This window comes from Mycolicibacterium pulveris, from assembly GCF_010725725.1.
GTDB classification, from domain to species: domain Bacteria; phylum Actinomycetota; class Actinomycetes; order Mycobacteriales; family Mycobacteriaceae; genus Mycobacterium; species Mycobacterium pulveris.
In genome coordinates this window covers 5,344,333-5,357,949 of sequence record NZ_AP022599.1, presented here as the reverse complement: position 1 = coordinate 5,357,949, position 13,617 = coordinate 5,344,333, and the positions used below count along the sequence as shown (strand labels likewise).

20 protein-coding genes are annotated in these 13,617 nt (G+C 68.2%); 13 read left to right on the top strand and 7 right to left on the bottom strand.

The window, feature by feature from the left end; translation table 11 throughout:
• Positions 1-38 precede the first annotated feature (38 nt).
• The 3 genes from G6N28_RS25970 to G6N28_RS25960 are packed head-to-tail and all read left to right on the top strand — an operon-like array spanning position 39 to position 1,548.
• On the top strand, positions 39-434 hold the full coding sequence (locus G6N28_RS25970) for a nuclear transport factor 2 family protein (protein WP_163905414.1): 396 nt from the start codon (positions 39-41) through the stop codon (positions 432-434).
• Positions 431-922 carry a DUF3237 domain-containing protein gene (locus G6N28_RS25965; protein WP_163905412.1) on the top strand — a complete coding sequence of 164 codons (492 nt, stop codon included), beginning with the start codon at positions 431-433 and terminating at the stop codon, positions 920-922. Before G6N28_RS25970 ends, G6N28_RS25965 begins: the two co-directional genes overlap by 4 nt.
• 23 nt (positions 923-945) lie before the next feature.
• Positions 946-1,548: a TetR/AcrR family transcriptional regulator gene (locus tag G6N28_RS25960; protein ID WP_163905410.1), complete on the top strand. Its 603-nt coding sequence runs from the start codon at positions 946-948 to the stop codon at positions 1,546-1,548.
• Here G6N28_RS25960 and G6N28_RS25955 read toward each other — a convergent pair.
• From G6N28_RS25955 to G6N28_RS25935, 5 genes are read right to left on the bottom strand one after another with little or no spacing between them, the layout of a single operon-like run.
• The gene (locus tag G6N28_RS25955) at positions 1,545-1,742 is read right to left on the bottom strand and encodes a CbtB domain-containing protein (RefSeq protein WP_163905408.1); all 198 of its coding nucleotides are present in this window, start codon (positions 1,740-1,742) and stop codon (positions 1,545-1,547) included. The genes G6N28_RS25960 and G6N28_RS25955 overlap by 4 nt on opposite strands.
• Positions 1,735-2,025, bottom strand: a complete 291-nt coding sequence (locus G6N28_RS25950) for a nitrile hydratase accessory protein (protein WP_163905406.1) — start codon at positions 2,023-2,025, stop codon at positions 1,735-1,737. The genes G6N28_RS25955 and G6N28_RS25950 overlap by 8 nt, the downstream gene beginning before the upstream one ends.
• Positions 2,022-2,642, bottom strand: coding sequence for a nitrile hydratase subunit alpha (gene nthA / locus G6N28_RS25945; RefSeq protein WP_163905404.1), 621 nt, complete (start codon positions 2,640-2,642; stop codon positions 2,022-2,024). The genes G6N28_RS25950 and nthA overlap by 4 nt, the downstream gene beginning before the upstream one ends.
• Positions 2,639-3,376: a nitrile hydratase subunit beta gene (gene nthB, locus G6N28_RS25940; RefSeq protein WP_163905402.1), complete on the bottom strand. Its 738-nt coding sequence runs from the start codon at positions 3,374-3,376 to the stop codon at positions 2,639-2,641. Before nthB ends, nthA begins: the two co-directional genes overlap by 4 nt.
• Positions 3,373-3,882 (bottom strand): DUF1097 domain-containing protein, encoded by a 510-nt coding sequence (locus tag G6N28_RS25935; protein ID WP_163905400.1) that lies wholly within the window; start codon positions 3,880-3,882, stop codon positions 3,373-3,375. Before G6N28_RS25935 ends, nthB begins: the two co-directional genes overlap by 4 nt.
• Positions 3,883-4,000: 118 nt before the next feature.
• Between G6N28_RS25935 and aroC the strand changes: the two genes are divergently transcribed.
• The 4 genes from aroC to aroQ are packed head-to-tail and all read left to right on the top strand — an operon-like array spanning position 4,001 to position 7,404.
• Positions 4,001-5,212 carry a chorismate synthase gene (aroC, locus tag G6N28_RS25930; protein ID WP_163905398.1) on the top strand — a complete coding sequence of 404 codons (1,212 nt, stop codon included), beginning with the start codon at positions 4,001-4,003 and terminating at the stop codon, positions 5,210-5,212.
• On the top strand, positions 5,212-5,862 hold the full coding sequence (locus tag G6N28_RS25925) for a shikimate kinase (protein ID WP_163906627.1): 651 nt from the start codon (positions 5,212-5,214) through the stop codon (positions 5,860-5,862). Before aroC ends, G6N28_RS25925 begins: the two co-directional genes overlap by 1 nt.
• Positions 5,855-6,943: a 3-dehydroquinate synthase gene (aroB, locus tag G6N28_RS25920; protein ID WP_163905396.1), complete on the top strand. Its 1,089-nt coding sequence runs from the start codon at positions 5,855-5,857 to the stop codon at positions 6,941-6,943. The genes G6N28_RS25925 and aroB overlap by 8 nt, the downstream gene beginning before the upstream one ends.
• Positions 6,940-7,404: a type II 3-dehydroquinate dehydratase gene (gene aroQ, locus G6N28_RS25915; protein ID WP_163905394.1), complete on the top strand. Its 465-nt coding sequence runs from the start codon at positions 6,940-6,942 to the stop codon at positions 7,402-7,404. Before aroB ends, aroQ begins: the two co-directional genes overlap by 4 nt.
• Here the strand turns inward: aroQ and G6N28_RS25910 are convergent.
• Positions 7,332-8,228, bottom strand: coding sequence for a hypothetical protein (locus G6N28_RS25910; protein WP_163905392.1), 897 nt, complete (start codon positions 8,226-8,228; stop codon positions 7,332-7,334). The two genes, aroQ and G6N28_RS25910, sit on opposite strands and share 73 nt — an antisense overlap.
• Positions 8,229-8,251: 23 nt before the next feature.
• Positions 8,252-8,806, bottom strand: coding sequence for a B-4DMT family transporter (locus G6N28_RS25905; protein ID WP_163905390.1), 555 nt, complete (start codon positions 8,804-8,806; stop codon positions 8,252-8,254).
• A 33-nt stretch (positions 8,807-8,839) separates the two neighbouring features.
• Between G6N28_RS25905 and G6N28_RS25900 the strand changes: the two genes are divergently transcribed.
• From G6N28_RS25900 to G6N28_RS25875, 6 genes are all read left to right on the top strand, one after another.
• Positions 8,840-9,928, top strand: a complete 1,089-nt coding sequence (locus G6N28_RS25900) for a M24 family metallopeptidase (protein WP_163905388.1) — start codon at positions 8,840-8,842, stop codon at positions 9,926-9,928.
• A 17-nt stretch (positions 9,929-9,945) separates the two neighbouring features.
• The gene (efp, locus tag G6N28_RS25895; protein ID WP_163905386.1) at positions 9,946-10,509 is read left to right on the top strand and encodes an elongation factor P; all 564 of its coding nucleotides are present in this window, start codon (positions 9,946-9,948) and stop codon (positions 10,507-10,509) included.
• On the top strand, positions 10,502-10,999 hold the full coding sequence (nusB, locus tag G6N28_RS25890) for a transcription antitermination factor NusB (protein WP_163905384.1): 498 nt from the start codon (positions 10,502-10,504) through the stop codon (positions 10,997-10,999). The genes efp and nusB overlap by 8 nt, the downstream gene beginning before the upstream one ends.
• Before the next feature lie 206 nt (positions 11,000-11,205).
• Complete coding sequence (locus G6N28_RS25885; protein ID WP_163905382.1) at positions 11,206-11,949, top strand: GntR family transcriptional regulator; 744 nt, start codon at positions 11,206-11,208, stop codon at positions 11,947-11,949.
• On the top strand, positions 11,946-12,173 hold the full coding sequence (locus tag G6N28_RS25880) for a 4Fe-4S dicluster domain-containing protein (RefSeq protein WP_128111124.1): 228 nt from the start codon (positions 11,946-11,948) through the stop codon (positions 12,171-12,173). The genes G6N28_RS25885 and G6N28_RS25880 overlap by 4 nt, the downstream gene beginning before the upstream one ends.
• Before the next feature lie 10 nt (positions 12,174-12,183).
• Positions 12,184-13,614 (top strand): ABC transporter substrate-binding protein, encoded by a 1,431-nt coding sequence (locus tag G6N28_RS25875; RefSeq protein ID WP_163905380.1) that lies wholly within the window; start codon positions 12,184-12,186, stop codon positions 13,612-13,614.
• Positions 13,615-13,617: the final 3 nt, after the last annotated feature.

Genomic DNA, 13,617 nt, shown 5'->3' with positions numbered 1-13,617 from the left:
TGCATACCCGAAGTATGTAACCTACGAACGGAGCCACCGTGACCCGAACCGCCGGCGCACAACTGGACCTCAAAGCCGTCTCCGAGCGCTATTTCGCCGCGTGGGCGGCACGTGATCCCGACGCCATCGCCGCGCTGCACTCCGTCGACACCCGGTTTTGGACACACACCGGCGGCGAACCCGTGGTCGGACGCGACAACGTGCGGGCGACGTTCGGCGAACTCTTCGCGCAGTTTCCGCAGTTCTCGTTCGAGGTCTACCGCGTCCTCTACGGCGAAGACCACTGGGTGCTGGACTGGGCACTGATCTCCGGCGACATCCGATTCGACTGCCTCGACGTGGTCAACGTGTCGCCCGACGGGCTGGTCGCCCGCAAGGACACGTTCATCGACTCGGTGCAGTTGCAGGCCGCGCTGAGCGGGGCGAAGGCATGACCGCAACCACATGCGTCGAGCAGGTGCCGATGCTCGACGCGTTACCGGTGACACACCTCTTCGACATGGCGGTCGATCTGCTTCCAGCACAGCCGATCCCGACACCGTTCGGCACCCGGCTGACCTTCGTCACCACCGGCGGCGTCATCGAAGGACCGAGGCTGCGCGGAGAGATCCTGCCCGGCGGAGGCGACTGGCTGGTGGTGGGCAGCGACGGCGTCGGGCAGGTGGACGTGCGCGCGACGCTGCGCAGCCACGACGGCGCGCTGATCCACTACGAGGCCCGCGGTGTCATCAAGATCCCGGCCGACGGCATGGACCGGCTGGCCGCCGGCGAGGTGCTCGCCTTCGACGAGACCTACGCGCGCACCACCCCGAGTTTCCAGACCGCCGACGAACGCTACGCGTGGCTGAACGAAATCGTGGCCGTCGGCTACAACATCCTGTCGTCCAACCACATCGACTACCGCGTCTACCAGGTGCTGTGACACCAACCGGCTATGGTCAGACTGTGGCGACCCACGTGGCACGACGCACCCAGGCGCAGCGCACCGAGGCGACCACGGCGGCGCTGCTCGACGCGGCGCGTGCGCTGTTCGCCCGCGACGGGTACGACGCCACATCGCTCGACGCGGTCGCCGCACGCGCCGAGGTGACCAAAGGCGCGGTGTATCACCACTTCCGGGGCAAACGGCAGCTGTTCGAGGCGGTGTTCGCCCGTGAGGTCGAACGATTGATGACGCCGCTGGGCGCCGCCTACGGCCGCAGGAAGGATCCCTGGGACGCCTTCGCCGCGGCGTGCCGCGCCTTTCTGGACGAATGCCTCGATCCCGAGCTGCAGCGGATCATGCTGCTCGACGCGCCCGCGGCCATCGGCTGGGAGCAGGTTCGCCGGCTGGAAGCGCCGTTGCTGCAGATGATGGCACGCGGCATCGCCGAAGCGATCGATGCCGGGCGGATCGAGCGGCGCCCGCCCGCGCCGCTGGCCCACTTCCTCTACGGGGCGCTGTGCGAGACCGCGATGATCGTCGCCCGCGCCGACGACCAGAGGGCCGCCCACCGTCAGGCCCTCGCCGAGCTCGGCCGCGTGTTGGATGCCCTGGCGATCGGCTAGTGACAGGGAAAGCCGAGCAGATGCCGTGCGTCGTGGACGAATTCGTGGACCACGGTGCTGGTGCCGAAGACCGACGTCGCGCCCTGATCGAGCCCGACGAAGTAGAGCACCGTCAGCGCCATGAAGGCCGTCCCGGCCAGCCACAGGGCCGCAACCAGACCGGCGACACCGGTGGCCACCCGCGCCTCAGCCATGACCGTCCCCGTTGGCTCGGGCGGGCGCGGTGAGCAGCTGGTGGTCGTCGATCACCTTCTCCAGCGCGGCGACCCAGTGGTCGTAGTACTGCCAGTCGCCGCGCTGATCCTCCGGCGTGTTCTCCCATCGGCCGATCGTCTCGATCAGGCTCTGCTGAAAGTCGCTCCAGTCGAAGTGGCGAAACTCCGAGAGCGCCAACGCCAACCCGAACGCCCGGCGCTGCCACTCGTGATCGAACTGCGGCGCGGCCCGGTCGGTGGTGCACGTCTCGTGCAGCATCATGACGACTTACCCGCCAACGCGACACCCATCATGGACTCCGTGGTCACCAGCTCCATCAACTCCGCATCGGTGAAACCTTCGGTGCCCGCGGGGCGCTCGGGAATGACGAACCAGCGGGAATGTCCGCTGCTGTCCCACACCTTGATCTCGGTGTCGGCGGGCAGATCCAGGCCGATCTCGCTGAGCACCTTGCGCGGCTCACGGGCCGCGCGCGACCGGAAGACCGGATCCTTGTACCAGTACGGCGGCAGGCCCAGCACCGGCCACGGAAAACACGAACACAGCGTGCAGATGACCAGGTTGTGCACGCCGGGGGCGTTGGCGACGGCCTGCAGGTGCTCACCTTCGGCGCCCGCCATGCCCTCGGGCAGGTCGAGTTCGGCGATCGCCGCGGGCGTGTCGACCACCACACGTGCGGCGAAGTCGGGGTCCGTCCACGCCTTGACCACGATCTTGCGCCCGTTCAGCGGCGTCATCTCCGACTCGAAATAGGACAGCACCTTGTCGACGGTCTGGCTGGTGATCACCCCCTTCTCGACCAGAAGTGACTCCAGCGCAGCGACTTTGGCGGCGCTGGCGGATTCCCGGTCGTCGGGATAGTGGAACTGGCCGGTCATTGAACTCCTTCCAGGTATGCCTCGAACAGCTCGGCGTAGATCGTCAGCGGGCCGTCTTCGGCGCGTGCACCGAACAGCTCCTCGGGCGGAAACGCGACAATGTAGATCGGCATCGGATCACCGATCCCGTCGCCGGTGTGCACGAAATACGCGTAATCGCCTTCGAAGACGCGCTCGACCGTGCCTTCGCGGCTGCGCAGATACCCGGGCAGCCGGGTGTGTGCGGCCGCGGGCACGTTGGTGATCCGAACCCGATCGCCGACGCTGAACTTCGGATGGGCGACGTCGCGGCGCGGACTGTCCCCCTTGCGCAGGTAGTCGATCACCTGGTCGTCGATGGCGGGCGCGGATTCCGGCGGCGACGGCGCCACGGCAGCGGCCAGCTCCTCTTGACGCGAACGCAATTCGTCCTCGGTGACGTAGCCCTGGTCGATGAAGAACTGGGTGATGCCGCCCAGCCACTTCTCGTAGTAGCGGAACTTGAAGTAGTCGAACGGGTTCATCGCCTCAGCGCCCGTGCGCAGGCTGGCCCAGGTCCACTCGTCCTTGAACGTGGTCGGCACCTCGTCGATCGGATACTGCGGCAGCGCCGAGCCGAGATGGTTGGACAACCCCATCATCGCGACGTGGATGCCGAAGATCCGCTTCTCCCACTCCTCGACGAACACCCGCTTCTCGAAGTGCAACGGCTCCGGCAGACCCTCCAGGCCCCCGAGGTAATGCTGCAGTTTCACGCCGGGCTGCCTTCCGTCGCGCGCTCGCGGGTCAGCACGCTGGCCACCCATTCGGACAGCAGCCCGAACGACGCGCCGAGCACGCACGCCATTGCGGCCACGAGCCCCGGATGCGACACCGAGGTCACCGTGATCGCGTTGCCGGTGCCCGCCACCGTCGACACCGTGCTGGCGAAACCGACCACCACCGCCGGCGTCGCCGACAACAACGGCACCCAGGACGCCGCCACCATCACCGCGCTGCCGACTCCGACGGCCAGCGCGGTCACCCACAGGCCCCCGCCCATCAGCTCGGCCGCGTACAGGCTGGCCGAGGCGATCAGCACCCCGGCGAGATTGCACGACAGTGAGCGCACCCAGCCGGCGGCCGCGCCACCGACGAAGAAGAACGACGCCCACGACAGAAACACCACCCAGATCGGCACCGTGATGACCTCCGCGGTGACCACCACCGCCAGCCCACCGAGGACGCCGATACTCAACGTCAATGCGGTTCGGGATTCCATGGGCAAAACTGTGACGCGGCCCTGTTTCGCTCACGTGACACCCGCGTTGCGATTTCGGCGCGCCAACGCCCGCTCAGCGACCGTAAACGCGCCCAAATCGCCATGAGAGAATGGCGGCGTGTTGCGATGGACCACAGCTGGTGAATCCCACGGCCGCGCCCTGGTGGCCGTGCTCGAGGGCATGGTTGCCGGCGTGCAGCTCACCACCGATGACATCGCAGCTCAGCTTGCCCGGCGCCGGCTCGGCTACGGCCGCGGCGCCCGGATGAAGTTCGAACAGGACGAGGTCACGATGCTGGCCGGGGTGCGCCACGGCGTCACGCTCGGCGGCCCCATCGCGATCCAGATCGGCAACACCGAGTGGCCGAAGTGGGAGACCGTGATGGCGCCGGACCCCGTCGACCCCGCCGCGCTGCAAGACTCCGCGCGCAACGCGCCGCTGACCCGGCCCCGGCCCGGGCACGCCGACTACGCGGGCATGCTCAAGTACGGCTTCGACGACGCCCGCCCCGTGCTGGAACGCGCCAGCGCCCGCGAGACGGCGGCCCGCGTCGTCGCGGGCACCGTCGCCAAGCAGTTCCTCAAGCAGGCGCTCGGCATCGACGTGCTGTCCCACATCATCTCCATCGGCGCGTCGGCGCCATATGAGGGACCGCCGCCGCAGATGTCGGACCTGGCCGCCATCGACGCCAGCCCGGTGCGCGCGTATGCCGAGGAGGCGGAAAAGTCCATGATCGCCGAGATCGAGGCCGCCAAGAAGGATGGCGACACGCTCGGCGGCGTCGTCGAGGTGGTGGCGCACAACCTGCCGGTCGGGCTGGGCTCGTTCACCAGCGGCGACAACCGGCTCGACAGCCAGCTGGCCGGCGCGGTGATGGGCATCCAGGCGATCAAGGGGGTCGAGATCGGCGACGGCTTCGAGACCGCGCGCCGCCGCGGCAGCGTCGCCCACGACGAGATCTATCCCGGCGCCGACGGTGTCGTGCGCTCCACGAACCGGGCCGGCGGCCTGGAGGGCGGCATGACCAACGGCCAGCCGCTGCGGGTGCGGGCGGCGATGAAGCCGATCTCCACCGTGCCGCGCGCGCTGGCGACGGTCGACATGGCCACCGGTGAGGAGGCCGCCGCGATCCACCAGCGCTCGGACGTGTGTGCGGTGCCCGCCGCAGGCGTGGTGGTCGAGACCATGGTGGCGCTGGTGCTGGCGCGGGCCGCGCTGCAGAAGTTCGGCGGCGACTCGCTGTCCGAGACGCGGGCCAATATCGACAACTATCTGCGCACGGTGCGCGAGCGCGAACCGTCGGCGCAGTCGGTGCAGGCGTCGGGATGATGGCGCCCAAAGCGGTACTGGTGGGCCTGCCCGGGTCGGGTAAGTCGACCATCGGGCGCCGCCTCGCCAAGGCGCTGGATCTCACGCTGATCGACACCGACGCCGCGATCGAGGAGAAGACCGGCCGCACCATCGCCGAGATCTTCGCCGCCGACGGCGAGCAGGAATTCCGCCGCATCGAGGAAGAGGTCATCCGCGACGCGTTGCGGTCCCACGACGGGGTGCTGTCACTCGGCGGTGGCGCGGTCACCACCGAGGGGGTGCGCGACGCGCTGAAGGGGCACACCGTCATCTACCTGGAGATCAGCGCCGCAGAGGGGGTGCGCCGCACCGGCGGCAGCACCGTGCGCCCGCTGCTGGCCGGCGGCGACCGCGCCGAGAAGTTCAAAGCGTTGATGTCCCAACGTGTTCCGTTGTACCGACGGGTTGCCACCATGCGGGTCAACACCAATCGGCGCAACCCCGGCGCCGTCGTGCGCCACATCGTGAACCAGTTGGAGAACCCCGGTGCCCCCGAACCGCCACGCCGTCGGCGCCGGCCGCCGTGGCGGCGCGGACCCTCCTCGTTGACGGCAGAACTGAGCACCGAGGCGCCGCCGTCGCCCGCCGCGCTCGCCGCTCGCAACCAGAAGGCCCACCACCGTGACTGAACCCGTCACCGTAGAAGTACACGTCGATCCGCCGTATCCGGTGATCATCGGCACCGGTCTGCTCACCGAGCTCGAACAGCGGATGCAGGGGAGGCACAGAGTCGCCATCCTGCACCAGCCGGCGCTGGCGCGAACCGCAGAAGCTATCCGAATAACGCTGGCCGACAATGGAATCGACGCGCACCGGATCGAGATTCCCGACGCCGAAAAGGGCAAGGATCTTCCGGTCGTCGGGTTCATCTGGGAAGTGCTGGGCCGCATCGGGGTCGGCCGCAAGGATGCGATCATCAGCCTGGGCGGGGGAGCGGCCACCGACGTCGCCGGGTTCGCCGCGGCCACCTGGCTGCGCGGCATCGACATCGTGCACGTCCCGACCACCCTGCTGGCCATGGTCGACGCCGCGGTCGGCGGCAAGACCGGCATCAACACCGACGCCGGCAAGAACCTGGTGGGCGCTTTCCATCAGCCCGCCGCCGTCCTCGTCGACCTGGCGACGCTGGAAACGTTGCCGCGCAACGAGTTGGTCGCGGGCATGGCCGAGATCGTCAAGGCCGGGTTCATCGCCGACCCGGTGATCCTCGACATGATCGAGGCCGACCCCGAGGCGGCGCTGGATCCGAAGAGCGAGATGCTCGCGGAGTTGATCCGGCGGGCTATCGCCGTCAAGGCCGAGGTGGTGGCCGCCGACGAGAAGGAGTCGCAACTTCGCGAGATCCTCAACTACGGCCACACGCTGGCCCACGCCATCGAACGCCGGGAGCGTTATCAGTGGCGCCACGGCGCCGCGGTGTCGGTGGGGCTGGTGTTCGCCGCCGAACTGGGCCGGCTCGCCGGGCGTCTCGACGACGACACCGCCGCGCGGCACCGGTCGATTCTGAGCGCGTTGGGGCTGCCGGTGCGCTACGACGCCGACGCGCTGCCGCAGCTGCTGGAGTACATGGCCGGCGACAAGAAGACCCGTGCGGGCGTGCTGCGGTTCGTCGTGCTCGACGGGCTCGGTAAGCCGGGGCGTTTGGAGGGCCCGGATCCGGCACTGCTGGCGGCGGCCTACGCCGAGATCGCGGAAGGAGCGCGCCCATGACCACCGTTTTGGTCCTCAACGGGCCCAACCTCGGCAGGCTGGGCCGCCGCGAGCCCGAGGTGTACGGCTCGGTCAGCTACGAGGACCTGGTGTTGCTGGTCGAACGCCAAGCCGAGGAGCTGGGTCTGAAAGCCGTTGTGCGGCAAAGCGACAGCGAGGCCGAGCTGCTGCGCTTCGTCCACGCTGCCGCTGACGCCGGGGACCCCGTGATCCTCAACGCCGGTGCGCTGACACACACCTCGATCGCGCTGCGCGATGCCTGCGCTGAGCTACGCGCACCGCTGATCGAGGTGCACATCTCCAATGTCCACAAGCGCGAAGAGTTTCGGCATCACTCCTACCTCAGCGCGGTGGCGACCGGCGTCATCGTCGGGTTGGGTGTGCACGGCTACCTGCTCGCCTTGCGGTACCTGGCCAGCCTCGGCGCAGAAGGCCGTTCGTCGGTGGAGGGCACCGAGTAGCAGATCGCGGTCGAGATGATCGTCGGCAGAATAAACGTGAGCACCAGCACGAACCCGACGATCACCAGGTTCGGCGCCGTGAGCCAGACGTCGGGGACGCGCGCCAGGCTCACCGCCAGCCACGACCCGCCGATCGCCAGCACAACGATTCCCGCCGTCGCGAATTTGATCGACCGCAACTCCAGCAGCGTGGGCTCAGCGACGTTGGACAACGACTTTCGCAACGCCCGGGTGCGCAGGGAAACCAGCAGGAAATCGGTGACGATGAACGCCGCGCAGGTGACGATGACGATGCCTTCGATCCACAGCGCGGGCCGGTGCCCGTACATGAACCGCAGATAGTCGATCGAGGTTTCCGAGACGATCAACGTCGCGGTCATCGCGGCCGCGAACGTCAGCCACCCGCCCAGCCCCGCCATGAAGCAGTACGCGCGGATGTCGTCGGAATCCTGGTCGGCGACCTTGTTGACGGCATGGCTGGCCAGCATCCAGCCCAGCCCGCCGAAAAGCGCCGTCGCGCCGGCGGCCAGCATCCCCGTCGACACCGCACCCTGGGTCCAGGCGATCGCGCACGTGGCCCGTCGCTCGCCGTCGGGCACCTGGGTTCCGGTGATCAGGCTGAACAGGAAGCTGTCGAGCATCAACACCAGGACCGCGGAGGAGAACAACGCCAGCGTGTGCACCGCTTCGCGGCTGTTCTTGTCGAACAGCAGGGCGATCGCGGTGATCAGGAAGCCGCCGAGCACACCGGCGAGCTGGGAGTTGGATGCCGCCGAGGACAGCACACTCCACCGGTCGGACGTGCAGAACTCGTCCGGGTTCACAGCTGCTGGTGGTCAGGCCCCGATCAGGGTTGGTCCTGGCGACGTTCTTCGGTGGTCGGGATCTCGGAGGTCTCCTGGGCGCCGGGGTGGCCGACGGCGGCGAACACGTCGGTGTCCGCGCGGTCGTCGTCGCCGTGGTGCAGGTGCGGCGTCTGGTCGGCCTTGCGGTCGATGAGCCAGCGGCCCAGCGCAACACCGGCGATGGCCATCAGGAACACCAGCAGCGCGGTGAACGCCGCGAACGTGGTGACCTCGTTGATCAGCGCCTCGACATAGAGCGTCGTGTAGAACAGCGAGATGAACCAGGCCACCAGCCCGCTGACCACACCGGCGAACAGCCCGGCCAGCAGCCACGTCATCGCCAGGTCGCCGCGGCGGTCCGGGTCGGGGTTGGCCCTGGCGTCGGCGCGGCCGTCGATCACACCCCAGACGAACACGGTGATCGCGAACGCCACGACCAGCACGACGCTGATCAGACCCGCCTTGGTTTCCCACGCGTTGATCATCGCTCCCTGCAGCAATCGCACGATCACCATCAGGGTCGCGAACACCAGTCCGCGCAGCAACCACTTACTCATGGGGCCTCACCTTAGCGAGTAGCTTCATCTGCTGTGACTATTTCACAGCGCAGGGCGCGGTTGCGCGAGCGGCTTGCCGCCGCCGATCTCGACGCCATGCTGGTTTCGAGTCTGGTCAACGTGCGCTACCTGAGCGGGTTCACCGGATCCAACGCGGCGCTGCTGGTCCGGGCCGACGACGACACACCGGTGCTGGCCACCGACGGGCGCTACCGCACCCAGGCGGCCGCGCAGGTCCCCGACGCCGAAATCGTCATCGAGCGGGCCTGCGCGCCGCACCTGGCGGGGCGGGCCGCCGCGGACGGGGTGCGACGGCTGGGTTTCGAAAGCCACGTGGTGACGGTCGACGGGCACACCGCGCTGGCCAAAGCGGCAGGTGAGAACGTCGAGCTGGTGCGCGCCGCGGGCACGGTGGAGGCGCTGCGCGAGGTCAAGGACGCCGGCGAGGTCGCGGTGCTGCGGCTGGCCTGCGAGGCGGCCGACGCCGCGCTGGCCGAGCTCGTCGAGCGCGGCGGGCTGCGGCCGGGGCGCACGGAAAAGGAGGTGCGCCGCGAGCTGGAGGCGCTGATGCTCGATCACGGCGCCGACGGCCCGTCGTTCGAGACCATCGTGGCCGCCGGCCCGAACTCGGCGATCCCGCATCACCGGCCCACCGACGCGGTGCTGGCCGCCGGCGACTTCGTCAAGATCGACTTCGGCGCCCTGGTCAGCGGCTACCACTCCGACATGACGCGCACCTTTGTGCTGGCGCCGGTCGCGCAGTGGCAGCGCGACATCTACGCGCTGGTCGCCGCGGCGCAGCGCGCCGGGCGCGAGGCGCTGGTCCCCGGCACCCCGTTGCGCGACGTCGACGCCGCGGCACGGCAGGTCATCGCCGACGCCGGCCATGCGGACAACTTCGGTCACGGCCTCGGCCACGGGGTGGGGCTGCAGATCCACGAAGCGCCCGGAATCGGTGCCGCGTCCGCCGGTACACTGCTTGCTGGCTCTGTGGTAACCGTGGAGCCCGGTGTCTATCTGCCCGACCGTGGTGGCGTCCGCATCGAGGACACGCTGGTCGTTGGCGAATCGGGCACACCCGACTTGCTCACCCGGTTCCCCAAGGAACTGGCGATCCTCTGACAGGAGAACAACCGACCGTGGCAACGACTGCAGACTTCAAGAACGGCCTCGTGCTGGTGATCGACGGCCAACTGTGGCAGATCGTCGAGTTCCAGCACGTCAAACCCGGCAAGGGCCCGGCGTTCGTGCGGACCAAGCTGAAGAACGTGGTGTCGGGCAAGACGGTCGACAAGACCTACAACGCGGGGGTGAAGGTCGAAACCGCCACGGTGGACCGGCGCGATGCGACCTACCTCTACCGCGACGGCACCGATTTCGTGTTCATGGACGCCGAGGACTACGAGCAGCACCCGCTGCCCGAGTCGATGGTCGGCGACGCCGCCGAGTTCCTGCTGGAGAGCATGCCGGTGCAGATCGCCTTCCACGATGGCACGGCGCTGTACCTCGAGCTGCCGGTCACGGTGGAACTCGAGGTCACCCACACCGAGCCCGGGCTGCAGGGCGATCGCTCCAGCGCGGGCACCAAGCCGGCCACCGTCGAAACCGGCGCCGAGATCCAGGTGCCGTTGTTCATCAACACCGGCGACAAGCTCAAGATCGATACCCGCGACGGCAGTTACCTAGGAAGGGTGAATGCCTGATCGTCGGCCCGACCGTGGCCGCCATCAGGCCCGCAAACGCGCCGTAGACCTGCTGTTCGAGGCCGAAGCCAGAAAGATCACCCCTGCCGAGGCGGCCGATGCGCGAAATGCCCTGGCAGACAAACAATCCGATGTCGCGCCACTCAACCCGTACACGGTGAAGGTGGCGTACGGAGTCACCGAGCACGCCGCACACATCGACGATTTGATCTCGGCGCATCTACAGGGCTGGACGCTGGACCGGCTACCCGCCGTGGACCGCGCGATCCTGCGGGTGGCCGTGTGGGAACTGCTGCACGCCGACGACGTTCCCGAACCGGTGGCCGTCGACGAGGCCGTCGAACTCGCCAAGCGGCTATCCACCGACGACTCACCGGGTTTCATCAACGGCGTGCTGGGCCAGGTGATGCTCGTGACCCCGCAGATCCGCGCCGCCGCGCAGGCCGTGCGCGACAACAGCGACGGCGACGGGGACGGCGACGCGGAGTAGCGGGCCGCCCGCTCGTCACGGGTCCGCGCGGGGATTTCGCTCACCGCGATTGTTAAATCTCGGGCCACCGTAGGTGGCGTAATGCGGCTCGATGCCGCACCTTTGACCTGGTCGCGGCGAAATCGCAGCGGCGCAATGAGTTAACCTAGCCCGACCGGCACCTGCGCGCGCTGCGAGACGGTCACCAGTGCACTTACCGTGTCCGCATGCCCCAATCCGAGCCGACGCCGATCCGGCGGCCTCGCGCGGACCGGGCCCGCCAGGTCGCCGACGTTCTGCGACACCAGATCCACGCGGGCGGTTACGCAGGAGGACTGCCCGGCGAACAAGATCTGGCCGCGGAGTTCTTCGTGTCCCGCAACACGATTCGTGAGGCGCTGGCCACGCTCAAGAACGAGGGGCTGATCGAGCGTGGACCCAAAGTGGGCACCCATGTCGCGGTCCGCAAGTATGACCACGGACTCGACCGGCTCGTCGGGCTGCAGGAGACGTTCAAGGATTACGGCGAAGTCCACAACCAGGTTCGCACGGTCGCACACCTGGCCGCACCGCCTGCGGTGGCCCGCCGTCTGCGATTGCAGCCTGGAGAGAGCGTCGTGTTCGTCGAACGACTGCGCTACGTGAGCGATCTGCCGCTGTCGCTGGATCAGACCTATCTGGCCCCCGACATCGGCGCCGAAGTGTTGCGGCATCCGCTGGAGCACAACGACGTGTTCTCGCTCATCGAACAGGTCTCCGGTCAGCGTCTGGGTTCGGCCACCCTGGCGCTGGAAGCTGTTTCGGCAGATCCGCATTCGGCGGCGACACTTCAGGTGCCCACCGGTGCGGCACTGCTCATGTTGGAACGACTCACCAGCCTCGACGACGGCCGGCCCGTCGACCTCGAATACATCCGCATGCGCGGTGACCGAATCACCATGCGCGGCAGCCTTATCAGGAGCATCCCATGACGCTGGTCAACCAACGTGCCGATGTGCCGGTGACGATCGACGAATCTTTGTGCATCACCGGCTGCACCCTGTGCGTGGACATCTGCCCGCTGGACTCCCTGGCGATCAACCCCGACAACGGGAAGGCGTACATGCATGTCGACGAGTGTTGGTACTGCGGGCCGTGCGCAGCCCGCTGTCCCACCGGCGCCGTCACCGTCAACATGCCGTACCTGATTCGTTGAGGACATTCACATGACCAGACCGTCTCTGCGCCTCGCGGCGCTGGCCGCCGGGCTCACCTTGGTTGCATCGAGTTGCTCGCTCGACGCCGGATCGAGCTCGTCAGGCGACGTCGTCGACGTCGTCATCGGCTACCAATCCAAGACCATCAACACCGTCACCGCAGGCACTCTGCTGCGTGCGCAGGGCTATCTGGAACGGCGGCTCGCCGATATCACCTCACGCACCGGGACCCGGTACAAGGTGACATGGCAGGATTACGACACCGGGGCGCCCATCACCGCGCAGATGGTGGCCGGGAAGATCGACATCGGTTCGATGGGCGACTACCCGATGCTCATCAACGGCTCTCGGACCCAGTCCAACGAACGCGCCCGAACCGAGATCGTGGCGGTCACCGGGTATCACCCCAAGGGTGCGTTGAACATGGTTGTGGTGGCCCCTGGTTCGCCGGCGCAGACGCTGGCCGACCTCGACGGGCAGAAGATCTCAGCCAGCGTCGGCTCGGCCGGCCACGGAACGCTGGTACGGGCGCTCTCGCAGGCGGGCATCGACCCGAACACCGGTGTCGAGGTGCTCAATCAGCAGCCCCAGGTTGGTGCGTCCGCGCTGGAATCCGGCCAGGTACAGGCCCTTTCCCAGTTCGTCGCGTGGCCCGGACTGCTGGTGTACCAGGACAAGGCGAAGCTGCTGTACGACGGGGCAGAACTGAACTACCCGACGTTGCACGGAGTGGTGGTCCGCCGGGCGTACGCCGCCGAGCATCCCGAGGTGCTCGACGCGTTTCTGCAAGCCCAACTGGACGCCACGGACTACCTGAACTCCGAACCGTTGGCGGCCGCGCGCATCGTCGCCGAGGCCAGCGGCCTGCCGCAGGAGGTGGTGTACCTCTACAACGGCCCCGGCGGCACATCGTTCGACACCACGCTCAAGCCGTCGCTGGTGGAAGCGCTCGAAGGCGATGTGCCCTATCTCAAGTCGATCGGCGACTTCGCCGAGCTCGACGTCGCAGGCTTCGTCGAGGACGCGCCGCTTCGCAACGCGTTCCAGGAGCGCGGCCGCGACTACGACCTGGCGGTGTCATCGACCGCGAACCCGTCGGTGATCAGCGGCGCCGACCCGGTCTGCGACGCCCCGGTGGCCGACCCGGCCCAGGCCGGCGAGTTGTGGCTGGACGGTGCCGACACCACCCAGCCGGCCGCCAACCCGACCTGCCTTCTGAAGGCGGTCCGCGAGGCCACCGCACGCGGTGCGACCGTGCGCGCGGCCTACGTCGCCGACACCGAGTTCGGCACCCGGTGGTTCGCGGACAAGGCCATCTGGGTGCGTGACGGCCAGACCTTCCTGCCCTTCGCCACCCCGGCGGGCGCCCAGCGGTTCATCGACGCCCATCCGGGTACGGCCGCCGTCGACTACCAGCGGGCACTGGAGGGCGCGGCGTGACAA